Origin of the sequence: Streptomyces sp. NPDC048516 (genome assembly GCF_043199875.1) — a bacterium.
Taxonomy (GTDB): domain Bacteria; phylum Actinomycetota; class Actinomycetes; order Streptomycetales; family Streptomycetaceae; genus Streptomyces.
Genome location: NZ_JBICWS010000028.1, coordinates 12,065 through 36,187 on the forward strand (window position 1 = coordinate 12,065; position 24,123 = coordinate 36,187).

Below are 24,123 nucleotides of genomic sequence, written 5' to 3' on the forward strand. Positions count from 1 at the left end.
GCGCGCGGCTGATGGCGTGGGAGGCGGGGGGCGCGCCGGCGCGCGCCGTCGCGCGACGTCGCGCACCGCCTCGCACCGCCTCGCACCGCCTCGCACCGCCTCGCACCGCCTCGCACCGCCTCGCACCGCCTCGCACCGCCTCGCACCGCCGGGTAACGCTTCGCACGGCCGCGCACCGTTGTGTGTCACTCCCGACCGCGAAGCCGGATGCTCTCCACGGCCGGAAGAGCGGTAGGCACGTCATCCGTCACCCATGCGTACTCCAGCGCAGCGAGAGTCCCCTCGTGCAGCCAGACGGGCAGTTCACCGACGTACTGGCCGGCCTCGTGCACCACCTCGGCGTGCACAGGCAGGTGGCCCGTTCGCCGAGTGGATGGTGAAGCAGTCCGTCCTCGCAGACGGAAGTCGACGCTCACGGAGCCGAGCCCCCACACTGGGACAACTTCCATCAGGCTGATCTGTGTTCTGAGCTCGGGTGCCCCTTCGAACTCTGCCTAGAGGATGCGGCGGAGCACCGCCGCTTCCTGGTCGTTCAGCGGTCGAGGGCTCACGGGCAGGGGCGTCACCCCCGCATTTTCCCGCTCCCTGGTCACTGCGGGCAACCGTCATCTTCACCGGCCAACGAGCACAGGGATGCCGTCACCATGAACAGTTCGCCCGATTGCGCCGACACCGGGGTCGGCGCAGCCGGCGGTGCGCGCATTCGTGCCCCGCCCGCCGGGTTCACCATGCTGTGTCACGAACCCTTGTGCTCGTTTCTGTTCTACATAACACTCTCAATGCACAGAACCGCGCACCATTGAACATGTTCGAACCTTGAGTGACGGTCGGTCGAGCCGAGGAGAGCAGACATGACGCAGTTCAGCCGACGTAGATTTCTGAGCGCGGCCGTGGTGGGGGGCGCATCCGTGGGTATCGCCCTCGGCGGCGGGCGTACGACCCTCGCCCAGGCCGACAGCCCGCGGGGGCTGACCATCCGCGGGGAAGAATTCCTCCTGGACGGCAAGCCGTTCCGGATCCTCTCGGGTGCCTTTCACTACTTCCGTACGCACCCCAAGGACTGGCGCGACCGGTTGCTGCGGATGCGGGCCATGGGCCTGAACACGGTCGAGACCTACGTCGCCTGGAACTTCCACCAACCGTACGAGAAGAAAGCCGACTTCAGCGGTTGGCGCGATGTCGCCGCCTTCGTACGGACCGCGGACGAGGTCGGGCTCAAGGTGATCGTGCGACCCGGACCGTACATCTGCGCGGAATGGGACTTCGGAGGCCTGCCGGCCTGGCTCCTCAAGGACAAGGACGCGCCGCTGCGCCGCTCCGACCCCGCCTACGAGCGGGCGGTCGACGCCTGGTTCGCCGAACTGCTGCCCCGGTTCGTGGACCTGCAGGCCACCCGCGGCGGGCCCATCATCGCCATGCAGGTCGAGAACGAATACGGCAGCTACGGCGACGACCATGCCCACCTGGAACATCTGCGGGAAACGATGCGGGCCCAAGGCGTGGACAGCCTGCTGTTCTGCTCCAACGGGGCCACTCAGGAGGCGCTGAAGGCCGGCAGCCTTCCCGATCTCCTGTCCACCGTCAACTTCGCCGGGGACCCCACCGGGCCGTTCGCTGAGCTGCGCAGATTCCAGCCGGACAAGCCGTTGTTCTGCACGGAGTTCTGGGACGGCTGGTTCGACCACTGGGGAGAGCCGCACCACACCACCGACCCGGCGCAGACCGCCGCCGACGTGGAGAAGCTTCTCGAAGCGGGAGCGTCCATCAACTTCTACATGGCTGTGGGCGGCACGAACTTCGGCTGGTCCGCGGGCGCCAACCTGACCGGCAGCGCCTACCAGCCCACCGTCACCAGCTACGACTACGACTCCCCGATCAGCGAGTCCGGTGAACTCACCGAGAAGTTCCACACAGTGCGGGAGGTGCTGGCCAAGTACACCACCGTGCCGAGCACGCCCCTGCCGGCCACGCCGCGCCGCCTGCCGTCCCGGAGTGTGTCCGTCCGCGGGTCGGTGCCGTTGATGGACGCGCTCGATGTGCTGGGCACTCCGCTGCGGCGTACCACTCCCGTCCACATGGAGGCCCTCGGGCAGTCGTACGGACTGATCCACTACCGCACTCGGGTGCGGGGGCCGCAGGAGACCAAGGGCTTGAGGATCACGGGCCTGGGCGACCGTGCGCTGGTGTTCGGCGACGGCAAACGCATCGGCACCTTCGACCGCAATCAGCCGGACCACACCGTCGGCTTCGCCGTGGCCGGCGCGTCCAGCACCCTCGACCTCATGGTCGATCCCACCGGGCGGGTCAACTTCGGCCAGGGACTCAACGACCCCAAGGGCATCAGCGGCAAGGTTCTGCTCGGCGACGAGGAACTGACCGACTGGGAGATCCGCCGACTGCCTCTCGACAACCTCTCGGCCCTGAAGTTCGGCAGCACGGACACACCGACCGGCCCCGCGTTCCACCGGGCCCGGATCCATGTCGACACCCCCGCGGACGGCTTCCTCGCCTTCCCGGGCTGGGACAAGGGCATGGTGTGGCTCAACGGATTCGCGCTCGGCCGGTACTGGTCCCTCGGGCCGCAGATCACCCTGTACGCGCCGAGCCATCTGTGGCGGCGGGGGCGGAACGAGCTCGTCGTCCTGGAAATGGAGCGGACGGGGGACCGGATCGAGCTACGGTCCGAGCCGGACATCGGTTAGGTTCCGCCTCGGTTGTGTTCCGCCTCTTTGATCGGTGGTCGGTGGTCGGTGGTGGGTGGTCAGTAGCGGGTGGTGACGGCGGCCCAGGCGGGAAGGCGGGGAGTCTCGCTGTCAATCCACCACCGGACGCCCTGATAGACGAACGGGGCCGAAGGCGCCGGCGGTCTGGTCCGGGTACTCGCGGGAGGGCGGAACCAGATGGTCCGGGGCGGCGGGAAACATACGTTCAGCCTGCCGCTGGAGGCCGCTGAGCTTCATGTCATTGACGGGCTTGCACGGGTACCCTCGAACATCGCCCCGTAGACCGAAGACATCGGCAGCTCGGTGAGCTCGATGGAACGGCCGGACGCGAGGGGTATGTGGCTCAGCGACATGCCGGCACCCTATGCGCACGATTCACTCCCGACTCATGGTCCAGGTCTCCTGGTCCAGTCCAAAGGAGATGACGTCTAACGATGCAGCTCAGAGCCCCTGGGCTGCCCGGCCGCAGGAGCCTTGATGAATGACCTCGATCGTCTGCAGCGGCTCTGCTCCCCACCGGAGCAGGGGCAGTCACCTTGCGAATGGACAACTGTCGAGTACGCGTTGGGCACGCAATTGCCCAGGGACTACAAAGAACTCGTCGAACGCTATGGAGCCGGCAGCTTCAAGGACTTCCTCAGTGTCCTCCAGCCCCACGCCGCGCACGAAGCCCTCGACATCGTGAAGGTGACACCAAGTGCACGCAGCGCGGTAGCGGAGATCAGCCAGTGGGCCGAACCGCCCTGCCCGCCTCGTATGCTCCAGCCCGTTGCTGTCACGAGTAATGGCGACGACATCTTCTGGCTGATGGATCCTCCGGAGGACCCTGACAGCTGGAAGGTCACGGTGAATGACATGGACGGTGACGGGTGGTTCCTTTTCGATGGTCGCGTCACTGCGTTCGTGCTCAGCTTTTGCACCAACGAGGTCAGCGTCCCGGGCTTTCCCGACGACCTACAGGGAAAGCCGGCTTCCTTCACCCCCGCCCCCTGACGGCAGGAAAACGAGCTCGGGGCGGGCGTGGGGGAGTGGGTGCGCCGGACTGCGAGAGCCGGATGCAGCAGGGTCTCAGCCGCGGGTCGGACAGCGGCGAGCAGTAGGCCGAGCCTCTGGCGGCGGGGTTCCGGTGGTCCGGAGAGCGGCGCGCCAGGTGCTGGGGCTGGTTCCGAACCGGGTGTGGAACCAGAACTCTGTACTCGCTCGCCTGGCTGGATCTGTCGGCCGGTCCTGTCACACTCGCCGTGCCCGAGACGCGCGGCCGCTACTACCCGCTGCCGCTGTACGACGCGTGGACCAATGTCTTCGCTGTTCCGGGAACGAGGACGACGGGTAGTGGCGCCGGCGAGTTCGTGATCGTAGGACCGGGAGCGCACGGCGAGGTGGCGGACGGTGTGGAGCGCATCGACGCCCCCACCAACCTCGTTGCCCTCATGGGCCGCACCCAGGTGAACGGCCGGGACGACTACCCCGCGGTACACGCCGTGCAGGCCGGCTCCGTCTCAGGCGGCTACTCCTCGATGGTCACGACGGTGTCGAGACCGGCATGCCGCAGGGTGCGCTGAACCGCGCGGCGGGCACCGCGGACGGTGACGGTGACGGTTTCGGGCGCATGGGTGACAGCGCGGAGCAGGGCGTAGGCGCATGCGAGGCCGAGCCGCTCAAGGCCGGTCATGTTCCATGCCCAGGTGGCTGCCTGCCGCAGGCGCCGGTCGCTCAGGAGCTCTTCGAGTTCGGGCAGAGCCTGTGCGTCCAGGATGCCGGAAAACGTCAGGACGGCGTGTTGCCCGTCAGCCTCGGTGAGCGCTACGGGGGCGCGCTCCGGCTGGGCGGACTGAGGGGGCATGGCTGGCACGTCGACCTCCTGGCAGCACGTCAAGGACGTTCCTCCATAGTCTCGACGAATGCGCTTCATTCGCCAAGCAGCTGCCCGCCGGCGCGTGCCGCCCCGGGAGCCGGGCCCCCCACGCCGATGAGTGCGGCGAGGTCTTCCTCTGTGAGATGCAGTGCGCCTGCCGCCAGATTGTCGATGAGGTGGTCCGGGTTGCCCGTTCCTGGGATGGCCAGGACGTGCTTGCCCTGCCGCAGGGTCCAGGCCAGGCGTACCTGCGACGGCGACACTCCATGCGCACGGGCAACCGTGAGTATCTGTGGGTGCTCGGCGCGGACGGCACCTTCCTCGCGTCCCTCACCGGCGATGGAGAAGAAGGGCACGAACGCGATGCCGTGTGCGGCGCAGGCGTGGAGCATCTCTTTGCCGGCGCGCGCGTCGATGCCGTAGCGGTTCTGGACGCACACCACGGGGGCGATCGCCTGGGCCTGCGCCAGGTGGGCGGGGCGGGCGTTGGAGATGCCGAGGTGGCGGACGAGTCCGGCAGCGCGCAGCTCGGCGAGGGCTCCGAAGTGCTCGCTGATTGAAGCCTGGCCCATGATGCGGAGATTGACCACGTCGAGGTGGTCGCGGCCGAGCTGGCGCAGGTTCTCCTCGACCTGTCCCCGCAGCTGGTCGGGCCGGGCCGGGGCGCTCCACTCACCGGACGCATCCCTCGCGGGGCCGACCTTGGTGGCGATGACCAGGTCGTCGGGGTAAGGGGCCAATGCCGAGTTGATCAGCTCGTTGGCGGAGCGCAGCCGGGAGAAGTAGAACGCCGCGGTGTCGAGGTGGTTGACGCCGCGGTCGACCGCCCGGCGCAGTACGCCGATCGCCTGGCTGCGGTCGCGCGGGGTGCCCTGGTGGAAGGCGGCGCTGCCGGTCAGGCGCATGGCCCCCAGACCGATCCGGTTGACCGTGAGGTCTCCGAGCAACCAGGTACCCGCGGCCCCGGCACGGACTGTCTCCCGCGACATCTCTTCCCTCAGCTCCCTCGGAACAGCCCTCGCCCCCATGACGGTCCGAGGCGAGGCGGCAGGCGTGGAGTATGCCCAGGTGAGGGCGGTGACGAGAAGGGATCCGGCGGCGGAGGAATGTCACAGTGAGATCGGGAATCTGTGCGGGGCGCACCGGGTTGTCAGTAGTGACGCCTTCTTCTCGATGTGGGTGGTCGAGGCGATGCCCATCCTCGGTGTCGATGCCACCCTCGGTGTCGGTATCGGTGTCGGTGTCGCCGGCGGCAGCGGTCCGGAAGGTGACGGCGAATCAGCTGCCGACGGCCTTGGCCCAGTTCTCATGGACGGTGCGCAGGGCCTTGTTCAGCTGGGCCCCGGTGGGGAACTGGGGTGTGCCCTCAACCGTCGGCAGCCGTGCCGCCAAAGCCTTGTTCAGGGTGCCGTTCTTCGCCATGACGGCCATCAGCACCGGGCGGGCGTAGTCCACGAGGCGGAGGTTCTGGCCTTCCGGACTGAAGAGGTATTCCTCCCACAGTCGCGCCGCGGCCGGATGGGGGGCGCCCTTGTTGATCGCCTGTGCGTAGTACTGGGAGAAGCTGCCGTCGAAGGGAATGGAGACCTTCCACTTCACGCCCGTACCGCGGAGCTGATCGATGTGCTGCAGGTTGAGGTAGTCCCACTCGATGCTGACCGGTGTCCTGCCCTTGGCGATCGCGGCCGGGCTGGGGTCGGCCCGGTTGTAGTTGCCGCTCTTGTCGAGCCGGGCGAAGAAGTCGATGCCCGGCCGGATGTTGTCGAACGAGCCTCCGTTGGCGAGCGCCGCCGCGTACACGGTGGCGAAGGCCGATCCCGCGGCCGTGGGCTCGCCGTGCATCGAGACCAGGCCCTTGTACTCCGGGCGGAGCAGATCCGCGAAGGACTCGGGGCAGGTCCGGACGCGGGCGGCATCGCAGCCGATGGAGATGTAGCCGCCGTAGTTGTTGTACCAGCGGGCTCCGGCGTCCTTCTGCTCCGGTGGGAGCTGGTCGAACTGCGCGACCCGGTAGGGGGACAACAGACTCTGCCGCGCCGCGGTCTGGGCGAAGGAATCCCCGAGGTCGACCACGTCGGGGGCGCGCTTTTGGCCACGGTAGCGCTGCATGGCATCGATCTCCTGGCGGCTGTGGCCGTACGGATTGTCGACGACGACCTTGATGCCGTACTTCTTCTCGAAGCCGTCGATCAGCCCGCCGTAGTTGGCCCACTGGCGCGGCAGCGCGATCGTGTTGAGCCTGCCCTCCTTCTTCGCCGCCTTGACCAGCGCCGCCATCCCGCCGACCTCCGCGGCGGACCCGGCCCGGGAGGGCTCGACCGGCCGGGTGGGTCCTGCTTCCTGGCACGCAACGAGACCGAGCATCGCAAGGCCGAGACAGCACAGGAGGGCGCCCGCGCGGACCCGATGATGTGTAGCCACGACGCCTCCAACAGGGCCGGGTGGGGGAAAGTCCGCCGGGGACCTCGAAGGCGCACCGGGCGGACGACGCCCTGGGGCACTCCCGCAGGCCGCCGATGCCTTGCGCGCGGGGGGTCCTGGCGCCACCCCGCCGCGACGGTCACCGCCGAAGCTTCTCTCTGCAGGGATGGTCCCAATCAGCCTACTCTGCCCCATTGTGTGTCCCCGTCAGGTGGGGATCGGTCCAGGTCATAGCGGCGAGTAGGCAGCACGGGCGTGGCGAGCGGGCGTCATGCCCGTGGGAGCGGCCCGCTCTTGCGCTGGCGCGACAAGGAGGCATCCCGCGCGGGGCGAGGAGGCACCCTGCACATCTGGCGGCATCCCGCTCTTCCGCCGGAGCGAGCGCGGCGCCACGGCCTCACCATCCCCCCTGCTGCTCCCAACGGCTGAGGAGGTGATCCGGTGACTCCTCCTCCGGAGGCAGGGCGTCGGGGGCGATCGCCTGGGAGGCCCAGATCGTCTTGCCCCTGGGGGAGTAGCGGGTGCCCCAGTGTTCGGCGAACTGTGCCACGAGGAAGAGGCCGCGGCCGTCTTCGTCGGTGGCCTTTGCCTGGCGGATGTGCGGGGAGGTGCTGCTGCCGTCGGAGACCTCGGAGATCAAGGTGCTGCGGGTGTGCAGGAGCCGCACGTGGATGGGCTCGGCGCCGTAGCGAATGGCGTTGGTGATCAGTTCGCTGAGGATGAGCTCGGTGCCGTAGGCGATGTGCTGCAGACCCCAGTCCTCCAATTGGCGGACACAGGTGTTGCGGACCGGACCCACCGCCGCCGGATCGCGGGGGACGTCCCACTCGGCGACGTCTGCCGGGGCCAGCCGCCGGGGCCGGGCCACCAGCAGCGCGACATCGTCGGTGGACCTGGCGGGCAGCAGCGATTGCATGACGGCGGCACAGGTGTCCTCCGGCGTACGGTCCGGTCCGGCGAGGGCCGCGCGCAGTGCCTCCAGCCCCGCGTCCAGGTCGCGGCTGCGGTTCTCGATCAGCCCGTCGGTGTAGAGCACCAGCCGCGCGCCCTCCGGCAGCGACAGCTCGGTGGCCTCGAAGGGCAGGCCGGTGCTCAGGCCCAACGGCGGGGAGACGGGAGGGTGCAGGAACTCCACCGTCCCGTCGGGGTAGGCCACGGCCGGCGGCAGATGACCGGCCGTGGCCGCGGTGACCCGCCCGGAGACGGAGTCATGGATGACGTACAGACAGGTGGCGCCGGTGATCGCCGGTCCCTCGTCGTTGTCCTCGTCCTGGATGTCGAGGCGGGTCACCAGCTCGTCCAGGTGGCCCAGCAGCTCGTCGGGGGAGAGGTCCAGGGCCGAGAAGTTGTGCACGGCGATGCGCAGCCGGCCCATGGTGGCCGCCGCATGCAGGCCGTGGCCGACCACGTCGCCGACGACCAGCGCCACCCGGGCGCCGGGCAGCGGGATGACGTCGAACCAGTCCCCGCCCACTCCCGCCTGGGCGGGAAGGTAGCGGTGCGCCACCTCCACGATGTCCTGGTCGGGCAGGCCGCGGGGCATCAGGCTGCGCTGGAGCGTCATCGCCATGGTGCGCTCGCGGGTGTAGCGCCGGGCGTTGTCGATCCCCACCGCGGCCCGCCCCGCCAGCTCCTCGGCGAAGGACAGGTCCTCGTCGTCGAAGGGCGGAGTGCTCCCCGACCGCCAGAAGTCCACCAGTCCCAGCACCACCCCCCGGGCGCGCAGCGGTACGACCGCCAGGGAATGCACCCCGTGCTCCAGGATGCGCCGGGTGCGCTCCGGGTCCTGGGCTCGCCAGGCGGACGAGTGGGCCAGGTCCGGCTCCACCATGGAGCGGACCTGGTCCAGATGTGCGCCCACCGGGGCGCCGGGGACGAACCGGATCAGCTCGCCGACGGGGTGGAGCGGATGGTCCGGCGCCAGGCCGGCGAGGGCCGCCCGGCGCAGCCCGGGTCCCGCCACGGCCGGCTCCTCGCCCTTCAGGACCGGGTCCAGCAGCTCGACGGTGACGATGTCGGCGAACCGGGGGACCGCCACCTGCGCCAGTTCCTCGGCCGTGCGCACGACATTGAGCGTGGAGCCGATCCGTACGCCGGCGTCGTAGAGGAGTCTCAGCCGCTCCCGCGCCACCTCGGCGCGCCCCGACAGCCACCTCAGTTCGGTGGTGTCGCGCAACGTCACCACGCTTCCCTGGTAGGCCCCGTGCGTGGCGGTGGACCGCTTGCTGAGAGCCAGCAGTCTGTCCTGGGCCAGGTGCACCTCGTCGGTGGCGCTGCGGTCCGACGCCAGGAGTTCGGCGGTGCGGTGGTCCAGCCCCAGGTCGCCGACGTGGCGACCCTCCGCTTCCGCCGGCAGGTTCAGCAGCCGCCGTGCCTCGTCGTTGGCCAGCAGCAGCCGACCGTCGCGCCCGACGATGAGTACACCCTCCCGCACCGCGTGCAGGACCGCATCGTGGTGCTCGTACATCCGGGTCATCTCGGCCGGTCCCAGGCCGTGGGTCTGACGGCGCAGCCGACGGCTCACCAGCCCCGCGCCGCCTCCGGCGAGAGCCAGTGCCACGACGGCGGTGCCCAGGAACATGGGTAGCTGCCGGTTGACCGACTTCTGCACCTTCTCCACCGTGACGGGTGCGGCGACGAGGGCGACGACCCTGCCCGAGGCGTCCTTGACGGGGGCCGCGGAGACCACGGAGAGGCCCAGAGCGCCCTGGAAGGTCCGGGTGAAGGGCTTGCCCCGGGCCGCCTCGGCATACGGGCCGATGACGTGCTTGCCGATCTGCCGCGGGTCGCTGTGGGTGAGGGTGATCCCGTCGAGCTTGTACACGATGAGGGCGTCGACGCCGGAGGCCTTCCGGGCCGCCTCGGCGAGCGGCTGGAGTTTGGCGGTCGGATTGTCGCTGTTCAGCGCCTCCTGGAGTCCCCAGGAGTGTGCGAAGGACTCGGCGGCGGCGAGCGTCCGGTGCCGGGCGTCGGTCATGGTGTCCCGCCGGGCCTGGACGACGAGGGCCACCACCGCCGCCGCGACCAGCAGCACCACGAGCACCAGCTGGAGGAGGAAGACTTCCCGGGCGACGCTGCGCGTGGTCATGGAGGGCCGTGCGTGCTGCGGACCTCCGGAAGCCGCGGGGCTTTCGTCCTGCGGAGGACCGCCGGTCTCCGAGGGGCCGCCGGTCTCCGCGGTACCGCCGTCCTCTCCCGTATCTCCGGCTCCCGCTGGGTGCTCCCCCTGCTGGTCGCCGGCGCTGCTCCCGGCAGGGGGCATGCCCGGAATAGCGGAATGGCCGGGCCCGCGGCTTAGCCAACGCCGGAATCGACCCGGATTTCCGCTCATGCTCACTATTTATCCTGCTTTGCCCGGATGCTGGCAAGGCACGCTACGGCAGTTGCCCACGGGGGGCGGAGGCCGCCAGGCCGTGGCCGCGACAGCCTTCGCCGTCCTGCTCAGGCTTCCGTGGGTTCGGTGTGCCGGGGCGGCGGCCCCATGCGAGATGGTGACTTGCGGGATGTCGATGAACGCAGGTCTTCGAGCAGGGTGGCGCACTCGGTCAGGTCGGCTTCGGTGATGAGGTCGTCGGCGAGGAGGGCGGGGGCCGTCTGGGTGATGAACACGGCGTCGGCCGGCGGATGGACGCCGACGCGGTCCGGCGTGGTCCGGCGTGGTCCGCCGCGGACCGCCGCGGTCACCTGCTCGTAGGACACCTCGCAGATCTCGTGGACGGAGCCGCCCGGGCCAGGGCCTCGGCGGGCGTTCCCGACCGGGGTCGGCCGCTCCCTCGCTCAGGGTGCCCTGCAGAGTGACCACTTCGCGTATGACGGGGACCCGCAATCCGGTGTTCGAACTGTTGTATGCCCTCTAGGGTGAAGCCCGATGACACTCCTACAAGTTCATGACTACGGGGGCGATGGCCCTCAACTGATTCTTCTGCACGGTTACGGAAGGTCGCTCACCGACTGGGACGCCTCGGCCGCCCTGCTTGCCTCCGGCCACCGTGTCCTCGCCGTCGACCTTCCCGGGCACGGCCGCTCTCCTGGTATCTCCCCCTGGACCATCCCCACCGTGGTGCGGCACATTGCGGACACGCTCGACGCGCATGGTGTGCCGGAGGCCGTAGTGGTGGGCCATTCCCTCGGCGGACTGGTCGCGGTCGAGTACGCCCGGGCGAACCCGGACCGTACCCGTGCCGCCGTGAATCTCGACGGCTTCTGGTGGGGACGCGACTACCCCGACGCTGACAAGGTGAGTGAGGGGCTGCTGGCGTCGGCCGGGGGCATCGCGCCACCCGAGTACATCGAGGAGCAGGTCCTCACCTCCGCCCGGTTCGGGATTCCCGCGGACCGCGCGGAGGCCGCTGCCCGCGCGGCCGCCCGCCCGTTGCCCGACGGCAGGTGGCAGACGCTGCCGGAACGGGCGGCGGGGCTGGAGATTGTCGACGAACTCCACAGGCTCGGCGCGCTCGGCGTCACCGCATGGCTGGACGGGGTCGACCGCCCGCTGCTGCTGGTACAGGCCGGCCGGCAGCTACCGCCTTCTCCCGGCATGGAGTGGTTCGGCGAATTCAGGGCCCGGTTCGCACAAGGGGTTTCCGACGAGCTGGACGCGCTCTCCCGCACCCGGCCGACCATCGGCGTCGAGCGGATTGACGCCACCCACCCCATGAACATGGAGGCTCCGGAAGCGGTGGCGACGGTGGTCGCCGGGTTCGTTCGAGGACTGCCCGGCTGAGGCATCCGGCACCGTTCACGCACCCCGCTTCGGCCCGGTTTCCTGCCCCTCCCCTGCGGAGGTGAAGGAGCCCCGTTGACCTCTGTGCGCAGATCAACGGGGCTGTCCGCCGTGAACTCGCCTGCATACCCGTGACGGGCGGCGCCGCTCTCGCGACGGGCGGCGCCGATGTCCTGCAGCAACCTCGGCACGGTCGTACGCCTCGGGCGGACAACCGTGCGTTGCCAGAGCCCGGGCCGACTACGCCATCCGTCGGGACACCACCTGCGGACGGCTCATGACACGAAGGACAGGAACCGAGGACACGACGACGAACAGTCCGAAGAGGGTGATAGGCAGCAGCCCCACCGGACGCAGCAACCATGTCGGATCCTCCTGCAACGGAGGCCAGTTGACGATCCAGTTCGCCAGGACATCCAGCACCATCACCCCCCACGCCAGCCGGACGCCTTCCGGCCGTGCGCGCACCACCAGCACGACGACCAGGGGATCCAGAACGGCCAGGCTGACGAAGAACACCTGCAGCGGCATCGGGGCGAAGGATGCATAGACGTGGATTCCGCCTCGTGCCAGGTCAAGGATGTGGGCGCAGGCCCCCTCGATGAAGCCGACGCAGTACACCACCCCGGTCCCGCGCACCCACCGTGGTTGAGCTCTCCACCGTTCACGGATTCCGTCCCTCACCGGGCAACCCCCTCAAGGCACCGAAGGCACCGAAGGCACCGAAGGCACCGAGTATCGATCATAGGAACGAGTGCGCCCCGCCATCATCCACCCATGGGAAAGAGCTGCGAGCGGATGGGCGGCAGGCTGCGTGCGTTCATCGAGGCGCAGCACATCTTCTTCACCGCGACGCCGCCACTGGACGCCGCCACTGGACGCCGCCACTGGACGGCGCCGGCACCGTCACCTCACGGAAAGCCTGCCTCGGCGATGTCCTGTCGTGCGGCGGCAGGGCCGGTCCAGTGCCGGGCCGGGACCCCTGCCGTACGGGCACTGTCGATGTTGACGCGCCGGTCGTCGAAGAACAGGCAGTCGCCGGGTGCGCAGCGCAGGCGCCGGAGAAGGACTTCCCACACGTCACGCTCCGGCTTTGCGACCCCGACCTCCCCGGAGAACACCAGGTGACGGAAGAGCGCGGACCACGGCTGCCGGCGGAAGAACTGACCGTGCGAGCGGGGGGCGTTGGACAGCAGGGCCAGGGGGACCCCCGCCTGGTTCAGCTCACCGAGCAGCGTCAGCACCTCGGGTGCGGTCTCCCGCCACCCGGCGAGGTCGACCCTGGTGAGCTGTGCGACCTGCCGTACGGTGACGCGCCGGCCGGCGGCATGCCCCACGGCCCGCCAGTAGTGCAGGTCCGACCAGCCCCGGTCATAGGCGTCCCGGAACCTCCAGTATCCGCGCGCGAAGGACTCCGGCTCGACGTCGAGCAGGGAGGCGAGCTCCGGCACGACCTCGCTCTGCCTGCTGATGACATTGCCGTAGTCGAAGATCAGCCAGCGCACCGGTAGTCCTCCACTGCCTGGTCACCGGGGAGCAGGAGCACCTTCATGGCCGCGTACGACGCCGTTTCCGGCCGGGTGGCCGCCAGGGGCACGTGGAGGGCGGTGAAGGCGTCGGCATAGCGGTGCAGAGGCAGCGCATGGGTGACCAGAGTCTCCAGCGGAAGGTCGCCTGCCAGGTCCAATGCCGTCTGGAAGAGGTGCGGGGGGTAGGGGCCGGCGCCCACGAGGCGCACTCCCCGGGTGACGAGAGACCGTACGGGAATCGTGGCGGTGGCCGTCTCCCGCTCGCCCATGGCCACCACCGTTCCGCCGGCCGCGACCACCTGCAAGGCGTCGGCAGGCAGAGCACCCGTGGTGTCGACGACCACCTCAGGACCGGAGTCCGTTCCCTCGGCCGCCGGCCACAGACCGCCGTCCGGCTCCGGCAGCACTCGTGCCGCGGCGGGAAGGATGCGGCGCGCCAGTTCCACTCTGACGGTGTCGCGTTCCACTACCGTGACGTGGTGGCCGCGGCAGGCGAGCACCAGAGCGCACAGCGTTCCGATGGGGCCCGCCCCGATGACCAGGCAGCGGTCGGTCCAGCGCAAGGACGCGGCAGTGAGGTTGTTCAGCACGCACGCCAGCGGCTCGACGAGAGCGGCGCGGGCGTAGGAGACCTCAGGCGGCAAGGGGTGCAGGAAGGGTGCCGGGACCACCACGTACTCCGCCAGGGTGCCGTCGCAGTCGACCCCGAGTTCGCGCCCGTCCTTCGACGTACAGTGGGCGGCCATACCGCGACGGCAGCGTCCGCAACCGCCGCAGTGGTAGGTCGGATTGATCACCACACGCCCGCCCGGGGCCAGGGAGGTGACGGCCGGACCCGTAGCCACCACCTCGCCGACGGCCTCGTGTCCGAGCACGACGCCGGAGCGGGCGGGGAAGTCGCCCAGGACGATGCTCCGGTCCGTTCCGCAGATACCGACGGCGGCGACCCGGACCATGACGTCGTCCGGATGGCTCAGGGTGGGCAACGGGCGGCTTTCCAGGCGCAGTTGCCCCGCTGTTTCGAAGACCAGGGCCTGCATCGTCGTGGTCGCTGTCACCGTTCATGCTCCTTCGGCCGGATGTATGGTCTGGGCTCTTGCCGGTTGCTGACAATCGGGGCGTGGCGTGGACCGGTGTCGGTAAGACCCGCCAACCGTGAACCCGCCTTGACGGGTTCCGAGAAGGAAAGACCCGGGTGATGACTGATGAAAATCCTGCTGCTCGGTGCGTCGGGCTACGTCGGCGGAGCCCTGTGGAGAGGCCTGTCGCCCCACCACACCGTCGTGGGCACCTGCTCACAGCGGACCGTGCCCGGCCTGGTGAAAGTGGATCTGCGGGACGAGGCGGCGCTGAGCGCACTCGTGGGCCAGGGCTTCGACCTGGTGATCCACGCCGCCGGCCTGGTCGATCTCGCCTCCGCCGAGGCGCAGCCCGCACTCGCTCACGCGCTCAATGTCCACTCCGTGCAGGTGCTGCTCACGGCGGTCCGGCACACCCGGACGAAGATCCTCCTGCTGTCCAGCGACAACGTCTTCGACGGCACCGGGGACGTGTACACCGAGGAGGACCCGCGGGCGCCCGTGAACGTCTACGGGCGGACCAAGTGCGCGGCGGAGGATGTGCTGCTGAGCCACGGCGGCGGCCACCTGGTGGTGCGCATCCCCCTGGTCTACGGCCGCAGTCCTTGGGCGGACAGGTTCATGGCGCGCTTCTCGGCCGCTGTCACCCGGGCGCAGACGGACGTCGTCTGCGCACCGCTGTATCTGCCGAGCCTGGCGCCCGCCTTGGAAGAACTCTGGGACCACCGGGGCCTGCTGCACGTTGCCGGGGCCGAGGTGGTGACCCGCTACGAGCTGATGTCGGGAGTTGCCGAGGCGCTGCGGCTTCCCACCCGGGTGGTACCCGTGCGGAACGACGACGTTTTCACCTCGCCCCGCCGCCCCGAACGGCTGGTGTTGCGGAGTGTTCATCACGGCTTCCTGGGTCCTGATGTGGAGACGGCTCTGGCTGACATGGCGAAGGCGAAGGGCAGCACGGAAGAGACACCCTGAGCTCCCGGCGGAACACTCCGTACTCCGCCGTTGTGCTCCCTCATGTGCTCCGCCCTGTATTCCGGCCTCGCCGCGCCCGGGCGGACCGGAAGTGTCCGTCCGGGCAGCGCCGTTCCGGGGCGGGAGGAGGTCCCCCACCGTAGGGACTCCACGGCCGGCCGCGCGCGGCACGGAGGGGAATGCCGGGGAGGAACCGTGCGGTGTGTGGTGCGGTGACCAGCGACGTCGTGGTCACCACGAGGCGGATTACGGGGCGACCGAAGCATTAGCCCCTTCTCGTTGACTCGCTGCTGGGCCCTGCCTTCAATGAGGGCCACTTGAGCCGCGGGTGGCTGATTCCTTGTGCCACCGCTTCGTCCATCACAGGGGGTTCCGCCGTGCCGTATCCACCTCCATCCGGTGCTTCCACGGGGAGAGCGCTGCCTCTGCGCGCGGTCTTCTTCGACTTCGACGGCACCTTGTGGGACCCCGAGCCGCACATCTTTCATGCGTACGGGGAGGTCTTCCGCCGGCACGGACAGGTGCTCACGGGGCGCACCTGGTCATCCGTATTGGGCACGGTCGGCTTCGACCTGTGGACGGAGCTGGAGCGGCTGACGGGCGGTTGTGTCGACCGGGAGGCGGCCGATGCCGTCGTCTCGCTCACCACCGAGGAACAGCTGGCGGGACTGGGTTCGCGCCCCGGAGTGCGCCGCTGGCTGGCCGAGTTGGACCGCTCGGGCCTGCCCCGGGCGCTCGTCAGCAACAGCCGCAGGCCCTGGATCGCCCGGTATCTCCGGCAGTGCGGCATCGACAAGGGCTGGCAGGCCATACACAGCTCCGAGGGGCTGCCCGACCGGGCCAAGCCGGCGCCGCACCTGTACCGGGAGGCGCTGCACCGGCTGGGACTGCGGCCGGAAGAGGCGATGGCGTTTGAGGACTCGCCCAGCGGCATCGCCGCAGCCAAGAGTGCCGGCCTGCGGTGCGTCGCGGTGCCCAACGCGATGACCGCCGGCCTCGATCTGAGCGAGGCGGACCTGACCCTGGCGTCCTTCGAGCACACGGATCTTCCGCAGTTGCTGCGCTCGATGGGGCTGCGGGCCGGGAGCGGCCCCCTGCCGCCCCGGGCCTCCCGCGAGCGACGGGCGAGGCGTGGCGCGGACACCCGCGAGGCATAGCGAGGAATTCCGGAACACAGGCAAGGAGCACAGCAGATGACCGTGTTGCCCTCAGTGACATCGTGCGGCGAGGACATCGATGACGTCCTGAACCACTACTACAACCCACCGCATCCGTTGAAGGCCGTCCGGGGCGAGGGGGTCTACCTCTGCGCGGACGACGGGACACGTTACCTGGACTGCTCATCGGGAACCTTCAACCTGACGCTCGGATACTCCCACCCGGAGATCGTGGCGGCGGTCCGCGCCCAGGCGGGCGAACTCATCCATGTCACGTCCAAGTTCCAGTCGGGACCGGTGAACGAACTGGTCAGCCGGCTCGCGGAGATCGCACCGGAAGGCCTGAGCCGCGTCCACCTCAAATCCTCCAGCGGCTCCGATGCCAACGAAGGTGCCGTCAAGATCGCCCAGCACCACACCGGGAATCCGGACGTCGTCTCGCTGTTCCGGGCGCATCTCGGACAGACCATGGGCATGATCGGCGCCTCGGGCGCCGCCTTCCGCCGGGCTCCCTTCCCCTCCCAGATGCCGGGCGTGGTGCACGTCCCCGACCCGTACTGCGCCAGGTGCTTCTACCGGCAGGAACGCGCCACCTGCGGCCTGCTGTGCGCCGAGCGCATCAACGACTTCATCGACTACGCCAGTTCCGGCCGCGTGGCGTGCGTGGTGGTGGAACCGATCTCCGGCAACGGGGGGAACGTGGTGCCCCCGGACGGCTACCTGCAGGCACTGCGCCGCCTGTGCGACGAACGCGGCATCCTGCTGGTGTTCGACGAGATCCAGACCGGCTTCGGGCGGACCGGCCAGATGTTCGCCGCCGACACCTTCGGCGTCACGCCCGACCTGCTCACGTTCGGCAAAGGGCTGGGCGGCTCGGGCCTGCCGATCGCGGGCATCCTCGCCCAGGAGCGGCTGACCGGCCTGGAGGGACACCACATCAGCTCTACCTTCGGCGCCAATGTGATGGCGGCCGCCGCGGCGGTCAAGACGATCGAAATCCTCCGCCGCCCGGGGTTCCTGGAGAACGTACGCACCGTCGGCGCCCACGTCATGTCCCGTCTGCGGGAGCTGGCCACACAGATCCCCTTCATGGGCGACGTACGGGGCGAGGGGCTGATGCTCGGGGTCGAGATCGTCGACCACGACGGAGCACCCGACCCCGCGCTCACCAACCACCTCGCCGCACGCGGTATGGAATACGGCCTCCTGCTGCGGACGTCGCTGTACGGCTTCGGCAACGTCGTCAAGGTCAGGCCACCGCTGATCATGACGAGGGAGGAGGCGGACGATATGTGCGACCGTCTGCGGCGACTCTTCCTGGACGCCGCATGAGGGGGCTGGTCCACGCCCTGGCGGCGCACATCCGCCACGTCGTCCGTGCGGACCGGGCCGGTGCCGGCGGCCGCTACGTGGACGGCACCACTGCCGGCGGCGACGCGGAATTCCCGGTCGACGTCCTGGCCGAGGAAGCAGCCTGGGACTACCTCATCGGGACCGGTATCCCGCTGGCCGTCTACACCGAGAGTCACGGGCTCCGCCTGACCGGGGCCCATCCGCGGCACGTCCTGGTGATCGACCCGATCGACGGCACCCGCGGGGCGGCGGCCGACCTGGAGCCGGCCTGTGTCTCGATCGCCGCGGCGCGCTACACCGACGCCCCCACCATCGGGGACATCGACTGCGCGATGCTCCTGGAGATCAAGACGGGCAACTGGATGTACGCCGACGACTCCGTGCCGGGCATCCACAGCGGCGGCTACCCGGGGCAGCTGCCGTGCCTGGGGACCACCACGGACCTCGAGCGGATGTTCTGGACCCTGGAGTTCAACGGCCACCCGGCCGAGCTGATGGTGGGCGCCTACGGTCACCTCATCGACGCGTCGGCCAACCGCGGCGGCGTCTACGTCGTCAACAGCGCCTCCTTCTCCATCTCCCGGATCATCACGGGGCAGATGGACGCCTACGTCGACATCGGCAACCGTCTGCTGCGCGACCGTCCCGAGACGGAAACCGCCTTCCGCGCGGTGGGGCACGGAAGCATCCTGCACCTCTTCCCGTACGACATCGCGGCGTCGGTGTACCTGGCCGAGCGGGCCGGAGTCGTCATCACCGACGCCTACGGCGCGTCCCTGCACGACACCCTCCTGCTGGACATCGGCGCCGGCAACCAGCGCTCCTGCATCGCCGCGTGCACGCCCGAACTCCACCAGTCCCTGCTGTCCGCCATCCACTGGTGAGAGCCACCCCGGAGGACACCATGAGCACCACCCGGCCCCGGCACACGACGGGGCACACCTCCACCGCCGGCTCCGCCGAGCGGCGTGCGATCCGAGAAGCCGCACAGCGCCTCGGCCTCGAGGTCGGCCAGGAAATCCTCGACGGCGGTTCGCCGGCCCGCGTCCACCGGGCGCGCACCGCCGACGGCACCGAGCTGGTCCTGAAGGTCCTGACCGCGGCAAGCGGCGCCGTCGACGGGCACGACCTGGCCTCCTTCCGCGGGAAACGCGAGCAGACCGAGCTCATCAGGCACACGGCACCCCAGCTGGGCGCCCGCTACCTGCCGGTGCTGGACACCATCGAGGGCAGCGGATGGGCCGCCTGCACCACGCCGTACTACCCGTCCCGGGACCTGGCGGCGTGCCTGCGGGACGGGCCGGAGGGGACACGGCTCTTCTTCGCCCGCCACGACGCCGTGGTGCAGGGCCTGTTCGTGCACGGCTACGCCACCCGCACGGCCCCCGCCCCTGCCGGCCATCTCACCGACGTCAACCTCGGGAGGTTCCTGCGCCGGCTCCCGGTGCTGCGACGCCATCTGCCCGAGGTCGCCGCGGCCGACGAGCTGGTGATCAACGGCCGGCGTTGCCCCTCGCCGGCCCGGCTGCTGCACCGCCTGTCGGACGGACACGCCGCCCGGCTGCGGCAACTGGCACCACCCCGGTTGATGTTCCCCGCCCATGGCGACGCCAACGTCCGCAACATCCTCGTCGGACGGGCCGACGGCACAGGGGCGGACGATGCCCCGGAAGACGGCCGGCACACGGACTACCGCATCATCGACCCGCGTGGCTCCGTCGACCACTGGGACCCCGTCTACGACCTCGCCAAGACGCTCTTCAGCCTCACCGTGTGGGACCCCGCCCTCCGGCTGGGTTTCGCCCTCGACGGCACGACGGTCAACGGAACGCCCCACTACCGGGCCGGATTTCGCCGGCCCGTGTACCCGGGCTACCGCGCGGCGGCCCACCACTTCCTGCCGTATCTGGAAACCTCGGAAATCCCCGGGCTGCTACGGGGCGACCCCGGCTGGCGGCAGCGGCTGCTGCTCACGCACGCCCTCCATGTCCTGGCAGAGGCACCCTGCCGCCTGTCCGACCTCAAGCCGAAACCGGACGCCGAGGGCCGGTGCGCGCCACCGGAGGAACTTGCCCTGGGCCACTACCTGATGGGCACCCTGCTCCTGGACGACCTGGTCCGCCAGCTGACGGGCGCACGGGAACCGGACGTGGACCGGCACCTGGAACTGGTGACCGGCGGGCCAGGGCCGGAGGCCGGCTCATGACAGCCCCGCCGGCCCCCCGGCACCCGCCCGCCCCTTGCTCGTATCCTTCGCATCCCTCGTACCCCCTGCGGGCAGCGGTGGTGGGACACCTGGAATGGACCACCCTCGCGCGCGTGCGGCACCTTCCGGCCCGCGGGGACATCGTGCACGCGGATGTCCTCTGGGAGGGACCGGCCGGCGGGGGAGCGGTGGCCGCCGTGCGACTCGCGGCCCTGGCCGGGGCATGCACCTTCTTCACCGCGCTCGGCGACGACCAGGTGGCCCGTCGCTCCCGGGAAGTGCTCGGCCGGCTCGGCGTGGACGTGGTGGCCGCTGTACGGGACCGGCCGACCCGGTGCGCGGTGAGCCTCGTGGACGCCTCCGCCGAGCGCACCACGACCACCCTGGGGGCGCGGCTCCAGCCGGAGGAAGAGGACGACCTGCCCTGGGAGACCCTTCGCTCCTGCGACACCGTCTACTTCACCGCCGGCGGAGCGGGCGCCTTGGCGAAGGCGCGGCGGGCTGCGGTCCTCACCGCCACCGGCCGCGAGTTCACCACCCTCGCCACGGCAGGAGTTCCGGTGGACGCCGTGGTGGGCAGCGCGGACGATCCCGCGGAGCGCTGCGACCCGGCGGGTCTGCCCCGTCCACCCGGCCTGCTCGTCGTCACCGAGGGCACCCGAGGAGGCGTGTTCCGCGCACCGGGCGAACCCGCCCGACGCTACCGGGCCGTCCGCCCCCCGCGCCCGGTGGTGGACTGCTACGGCGCGGGCGACAACTTCGCCGCCGCACTGGCCTTCGCGCTGGGCACCGGCAGCGGTGCCGCCGACGCCGTGACGTTCGCGGCGGCCGACGCAGCCCTGTGTGCGGCCACCCGCGGACCCTACGTCTTGCCCCGGACCCCGGGCCCCACCGGGCCGCACCGATCCGCCAACCGAGGAGCCCCATGCGCACCACCCTCGTTCTCTGGGATATCGACCACACACTGATGGTCAGCGGGCCGGCCGCCACGTCCGCGTACCCCCGGGCCTTCGCCCTGCTGACCGGGCGTCCACCCGTCGCCACGGTGGAGACCGAAGGCCGCACCGAGCGCGCCATCATGCAGGAGCTCCTGGCGGTCGAAGGGGTCACCGGCATCGCCGGGTCGGAGATGGACCGGGCGGTGGTGACGTCCCTGGGGGAGACGGCGAAGGAACTGCGCGACCACAGCCGCGTCCTGCCCGGCGCCGTCGAAGCGCTCACCGCACTGCGCGCCGAGCCCGGGGTCGTCCAGTCCCTGCTGACCGGCAACCTGTTCCGCAACGCCGTCCGCAAGCTCCGTGCCGTTGCGCTGCAGGACTTCGTGGAGGTCGCGCTCGGTGCCTACGGGTCCGACAGCGCCGTGCGCTCCGACCTGGTGGGCTTTGCGCAGCGGCGGGCGCAGCACCGGTACGGCGCCGACTTCGGACCCGGCAACACGGTCGTGATCGGGGACACCGTCCGGGACGTGCAGGCCGCACGTACCGGTGGAGCAAGGCCGGTCGCCGTGGCGACGGGCAAGTACACCAGCGCGGAACTGCGGGAAGCCGGCGCCGAGGTGGTCCTGCCCGATCTGCGGGACACCGACGTGGTGATCGCCGCGGTGCTGGGCGGCTCCCGGCCGGACGGCCCGCGGCCGCGGGTACAGCAGGCATCCGCACCCCCGCGTGTCACGTCCGGCACGGACACCGACTCCGCCACCGATACCACCGCGGCTTCCGCCACCGACTCCACTGCCGACTCCACAACCGACTTCACAACCGACTCGGTCACCGGGAAACTGCCGTGACGGCGGCGGACCAGCAGCAGACCGGCGGGCAGCCCGCACCCGGACCCGGACCCGCACCCGGACCCGCCCCCGGACCGGTACCCGCACCTCAGCGGCCGCCGTCGCTCCCCCTGGTCTCCGTCGTCATCCCCGCCCGCAACGCCGCCGCCACGCTCGGCCGTCAACTCGATGCGCTCACCGGCCAGGACTACGCGGGGCCGTGGGAGGTCATCGTCATCGACGACGGATCACACGACCACACCGGCGAGGTCGCCATGGCCTACCGGCACAGGCTGCCCCGGCTGCACCTCGTCCGTGTCCGGGAAGCCGGCGGAGTCAACCACGCCCGCAACATGGGCTGCCGGCACAGCCGGGGAGAGGTCCTGGTGTTCTGCGACGCGGACGACGTCGTCGCACCCGGCTGGCTCACCGCGATGGAGCGGGCGCTGCGCCGGGCACCGGCGGTCGGCGGGGCTCTCGAACGTATCTCCCTCAACGACCGGGTGGCGCTGGCCGCACGCCCGCCCAAGCCGACCGCCTCGCTCGCCGACACCTTCGGATTCCTGCCCTACCCCCTCGGCGCCAACTGCGGCGCCAGAAGGGAGGTCTGGGAACTGCTCGGCGGCTTCGACGAGAGGTATCTGTACGGAGGCGACGACGTCGAGTTCTTCTGGCGTGCGCAGCTCTCCGGACGGGAACTGGCCTTCGTCCCCGACGCGGTCGTGCACTACCAGTTGCGCTCGACCGTCTCGCAGATGGTGCGCCAGGCGTTCCGCTACGGCAGCTCCCATCCCATGCTCTTCCGCGCTTTCGCCGCCCAGGGCATGCCCCGCACCTCCTTGTGGGACCCGGTGCGCGAGGTGGGGTGGCTCCTGGGCCACGGGCTCCACCTCGTCGGCCGCACCGACCGCCGTGCCGCCTGGCTGGCCAGAGCCGCCCTGCGCGCGGGCCGGCTGGTAGGAAGCGTCCGGCACCGGGCGCGCTACCTGTAGGTGCGACACAAGGTGCGACACGCCGCCCACGCTCACGGACCACGCCACGCGGCCCTTCCGGCCGTGTCCACCCACCACCCCTCAGCGGAGGAGCGATGTCCCCTTCCCCCCGGGCCCTGCCACCGGACTCTCCCGCGGACCGGCCGGCTCCCGGGCCGCGAACGGACCCGCGCCCGGTCCTGGCCGTCGACATCGGCGGCACCAAGATCGCCGCGGCACTGGTGGATGCGGCGGCCCGGGTATCGGCCCGTATCCGCATTCCCACTCCCACCGGCACGGACCCCGACGCGGCATGGTCCGCCGTGGCCGGCGCGGTTGCTGCCCCGCTGGCGCAGGCGGACGCACGGTACGGCGGGGTCCGCGGTATCGCCGTCAGCTCCGCCGGCCCGCTCGACGTGGAATGCGGCACCATCAGCCCCGTCATGATCCCGGTATGGCGGGACTTCCCGGTACGGGAGCGGGCGGCCGCACTGGTACCGGGAAGCCCCGTCGCCCTGGTCGGCGACGGCCTCTGCGCGGCCATCGGCGAACACTGGGCAGGCGCCGGCCGAGGGGCCGACGACATGCTCGGCTGTGTCGTCTCCACCGGCGTCGGAGGCGGCCTCCTTCTCGACGGGCGCCCGTGGACGGGCCGTTCCGGCAATGCCGGGCACATCGGCCATACCGTGATCGACGTCGGTGGCCCGCCGTGCCTGTGCGGTGGCCGCGGCTGCCTGGAGCTCTTCGCCAGTGGGACCGCGCTGGCCTCCTGGGCACGCGAGGCCGGCTGGCGCGGGCCCGGCAGGCGGTCCACGGCACGCGAGCTGAGCGCCGCGGCCCGCGCCGGCGACCCCGTGGCCGCGGCCGCCTTCGACCGCGCGGGCCGGGCCCTCGGTGCCGCGTTCGCCTCCCTGTCTGCCGTCTGCGAACTGGACCGGATCGTGGTCGGAGGTGGTGTCGCCCAGGCCGGCCGGGTGCTGTTCGAGGCCATCGAGGCCGGGATGAAGGAGTTCGCCGGGCTGGCCTTCCTCCGCGGCGTGGCCCTCCACCCGTCCGCTCTGGGCGGCGACGCCTGCCTGGTGGGCGCCGCGGCGACCCTCCTCGCCCCGGACCGTTACGCGAGCCGTCCGCCGTCCGCCGAACTGGAGTTCACGCGGCTTCCGCCAGATGTACAGCGGTCACCTCAGCACACGTACGCAGATGAGCACCCCGCACGGGGCGAACCGGCGAGCGTACGAAGTTCTCGCACTCACGGGAAGATTCCGCGAACCGGGCCGGGAACTTGCCCCTGAGCCCCTCGGATCTGAGGCTCCCTCTTGTCGCACACCGCGAAGCGGAACCCGCCCGGTCTCCCCGACCGGGGCCACCC

Annotated in this window: 21 protein-coding genes and 1 pseudogene; 14 read left to right on the forward strand and 8 right to left on the reverse strand. The window is 70.5% G+C overall.

All coding sequences use genetic code 11. From position 1 onward, the window contains the following. Positions 1 to 851 precede the first annotated feature (851 nt). The 3 genes from ACGFR7_RS34205 to ACGFR7_RS34215 all read left to right on the forward strand — a co-directional run bounded on the left by ACGFR7_RS34205 (position 852) and on the right by ACGFR7_RS34215 (position 4,285). The gene (locus tag ACGFR7_RS34205; protein ID WP_393326978.1) at positions 852 to 2,702 is read left to right on the forward strand and encodes a beta-galactosidase family protein; all 1,851 of its coding nucleotides are present in this window, start codon (positions 852 to 854) and stop codon (positions 2,700 to 2,702) included. Between the two features lie 498 nt (positions 2,703 to 3,200). Then, the gene (locus ACGFR7_RS34210; protein WP_393326981.1) at positions 3,201 to 3,716 is read left to right on the forward strand and encodes a hypothetical protein; all 516 of its coding nucleotides are present in this window, start codon (positions 3,201 to 3,203) and stop codon (positions 3,714 to 3,716) included. A 197-nt stretch (positions 3,717 to 3,913) separates the two neighbouring features. Beyond that, positions 3,914 to 4,285, forward strand: coding sequence for a DUF1254 domain-containing protein (locus ACGFR7_RS34215; RefSeq protein ID WP_393327056.1), 372 nt, complete (start codon positions 3,914 to 3,916; stop codon positions 4,283 to 4,285). Here the strand turns inward: ACGFR7_RS34215 and ACGFR7_RS34220 are convergent. The 5 genes from ACGFR7_RS34220 to ACGFR7_RS34240 all read right to left on the reverse strand — a co-directional run bounded on the left by ACGFR7_RS34220 (position 4,231) and on the right by ACGFR7_RS34240 (position 10,698). Continuing rightward, positions 4,231 to 4,566 (reverse strand): STAS domain-containing protein, encoded by a 336-nt coding sequence (locus ACGFR7_RS34220; protein ID WP_393327059.1) that lies wholly within the window; start codon positions 4,564 to 4,566, stop codon positions 4,231 to 4,233. The two genes, ACGFR7_RS34215 and ACGFR7_RS34220, sit on opposite strands and share 55 nt — an antisense overlap. Before the next feature lie 65 nt (positions 4,567 to 4,631). Further along, entirely contained in the window at positions 4,632 to 5,567 is a 936-nt protein-coding gene (locus ACGFR7_RS34225; RefSeq protein ID WP_393326984.1) for an oxidoreductase, read from the reverse strand. A 289-nt stretch (positions 5,568 to 5,856) separates the two neighbouring features. Next, on the reverse strand, positions 5,857 to 6,942 hold the full coding sequence (locus tag ACGFR7_RS34230) for an ABC transporter substrate-binding protein (protein ID WP_393327061.1): 1,086 nt from the start codon (positions 6,940 to 6,942) through the stop codon (positions 5,857 to 5,859). 454 nt (positions 6,943 to 7,396) lie between these two features. Then, the gene (locus ACGFR7_RS34235) at positions 7,397 to 10,087 is read right to left on the reverse strand and encodes a SpoIIE family protein phosphatase (protein ID WP_393326987.1); all 2,691 of its coding nucleotides are present in this window, start codon (positions 10,085 to 10,087) and stop codon (positions 7,397 to 7,399) included. A 353-nt stretch (positions 10,088 to 10,440) separates the two neighbouring features. Continuing rightward, positions 10,441 to 10,698, reverse strand: a complete 258-nt coding sequence (locus ACGFR7_RS34240; protein WP_393326990.1) for a hypothetical protein — start codon at positions 10,696 to 10,698, stop codon at positions 10,441 to 10,443. 169 nt (positions 10,699 to 10,867) lie between these two features. On the opposite strand from ACGFR7_RS34240, the gene ACGFR7_RS34245 reads away from it, so the two are divergent. Then, positions 10,868 to 11,722, forward strand: coding sequence for an alpha/beta fold hydrolase (locus ACGFR7_RS34245; protein ID WP_393326994.1), 855 nt, complete (start codon positions 10,868 to 10,870; stop codon positions 11,720 to 11,722). A 240-nt stretch (positions 11,723 to 11,962) separates the two neighbouring features. Here the strand turns inward: ACGFR7_RS34245 and ACGFR7_RS34250 are convergent, their stop codons facing one another. Continuing rightward, positions 11,963 to 12,253, reverse strand: a complete 291-nt coding sequence (locus tag ACGFR7_RS34250) for a hypothetical protein (protein WP_393326997.1) — start codon at positions 12,251 to 12,253, stop codon at positions 11,963 to 11,965. A 246-nt stretch (positions 12,254 to 12,499) separates the two neighbouring features. Here ACGFR7_RS34250 and ACGFR7_RS34255 point away from each other — a divergent pair. Next, positions 12,500 to 12,586 (forward strand): annotated as a pseudogene (locus ACGFR7_RS34255) (pyridoxamine 5'-phosphate oxidase family protein); the annotation flags it as partial. A gap of 47 nt (positions 12,587 to 12,633) precedes the next feature. On the opposite strand, the gene ACGFR7_RS34260 reads toward ACGFR7_RS34255, so the two are convergent. After that, positions 12,634 to 13,227: an HAD family hydrolase gene (locus ACGFR7_RS34260; protein ID WP_393327000.1), complete on the reverse strand. Its 594-nt coding sequence runs from the start codon at positions 13,225 to 13,227 to the stop codon at positions 12,634 to 12,636. After that, positions 13,215 to 14,309: a zinc-binding dehydrogenase gene (locus ACGFR7_RS34265; RefSeq protein ID WP_393327003.1), complete on the reverse strand. Its 1,095-nt coding sequence runs from the start codon at positions 14,307 to 14,309 to the stop codon at positions 13,215 to 13,217. Before ACGFR7_RS34265 ends, ACGFR7_RS34260 begins: the two co-directional genes overlap by 13 nt. Positions 14,310 to 14,456: 147 nt before the next feature. Between ACGFR7_RS34265 and ACGFR7_RS34270 the strand changes: the two genes are divergently transcribed. From ACGFR7_RS34270 to ACGFR7_RS34310, 9 genes are all read left to right on the forward strand, one after another. Continuing rightward, positions 14,457 to 15,302, forward strand: a complete 846-nt coding sequence (locus tag ACGFR7_RS34270; protein WP_393327006.1) for an SDR family oxidoreductase — start codon at positions 14,457 to 14,459, stop codon at positions 15,300 to 15,302. A gap of 377 nt (positions 15,303 to 15,679) precedes the next feature. Then, entirely contained in the window at positions 15,680 to 16,459 is a 780-nt protein-coding gene (locus tag ACGFR7_RS34275) for an HAD family hydrolase (RefSeq protein ID WP_393327009.1), read from the forward strand. 36 nt (positions 16,460 to 16,495) lie between these two features. Then, on the forward strand, positions 16,496 to 17,791 hold the full coding sequence (locus tag ACGFR7_RS34280) for an aspartate aminotransferase family protein (RefSeq protein WP_393327011.1): 1,296 nt from the start codon (positions 16,496 to 16,498) through the stop codon (positions 17,789 to 17,791). After that, complete coding sequence (locus ACGFR7_RS34285; RefSeq protein WP_393327014.1) at positions 17,788 to 18,696, forward strand: inositol monophosphatase family protein; 909 nt, start codon at positions 17,788 to 17,790, stop codon at positions 18,694 to 18,696. Before ACGFR7_RS34280 ends, ACGFR7_RS34285 begins: the two co-directional genes overlap by 4 nt. Before the next feature lie 20 nt (positions 18,697 to 18,716). After that, positions 18,717 to 20,018 carry a hypothetical protein gene (locus ACGFR7_RS34290; protein WP_393327016.1) on the forward strand — a complete coding sequence of 434 codons (1,302 nt, stop codon included), beginning with the start codon at positions 18,717 to 18,719 and terminating at the stop codon, positions 20,016 to 20,018. Beyond that, positions 20,015 to 20,986, forward strand: a complete 972-nt coding sequence (locus tag ACGFR7_RS34295) for a PfkB family carbohydrate kinase (protein WP_393327019.1) — start codon at positions 20,015 to 20,017, stop codon at positions 20,984 to 20,986. Before ACGFR7_RS34290 ends, ACGFR7_RS34295 begins: the two co-directional genes overlap by 4 nt. Then, on the forward strand, positions 20,944 to 21,804 hold the full coding sequence (locus ACGFR7_RS34300) for an HAD family hydrolase (RefSeq protein ID WP_393327021.1): 861 nt from the start codon (positions 20,944 to 20,946) through the stop codon (positions 21,802 to 21,804). Before ACGFR7_RS34295 ends, ACGFR7_RS34300 begins: the two co-directional genes overlap by 43 nt. Further along, positions 21,801 to 22,775, forward strand: coding sequence for a glycosyltransferase (locus ACGFR7_RS34305; protein WP_393327025.1), 975 nt, complete (start codon positions 21,801 to 21,803; stop codon positions 22,773 to 22,775). The genes ACGFR7_RS34300 and ACGFR7_RS34305 overlap by 4 nt, the downstream gene beginning before the upstream one ends. A 95-nt stretch (positions 22,776 to 22,870) precedes the next feature. Beyond that, the gene (locus tag ACGFR7_RS34310; RefSeq protein WP_393327028.1) at positions 22,871 to 24,046 is read left to right on the forward strand and encodes an ROK family protein; all 1,176 of its coding nucleotides are present in this window, start codon (positions 22,871 to 22,873) and stop codon (positions 24,044 to 24,046) included. Positions 24,047 to 24,123: the final 77 nt, after the last annotated feature.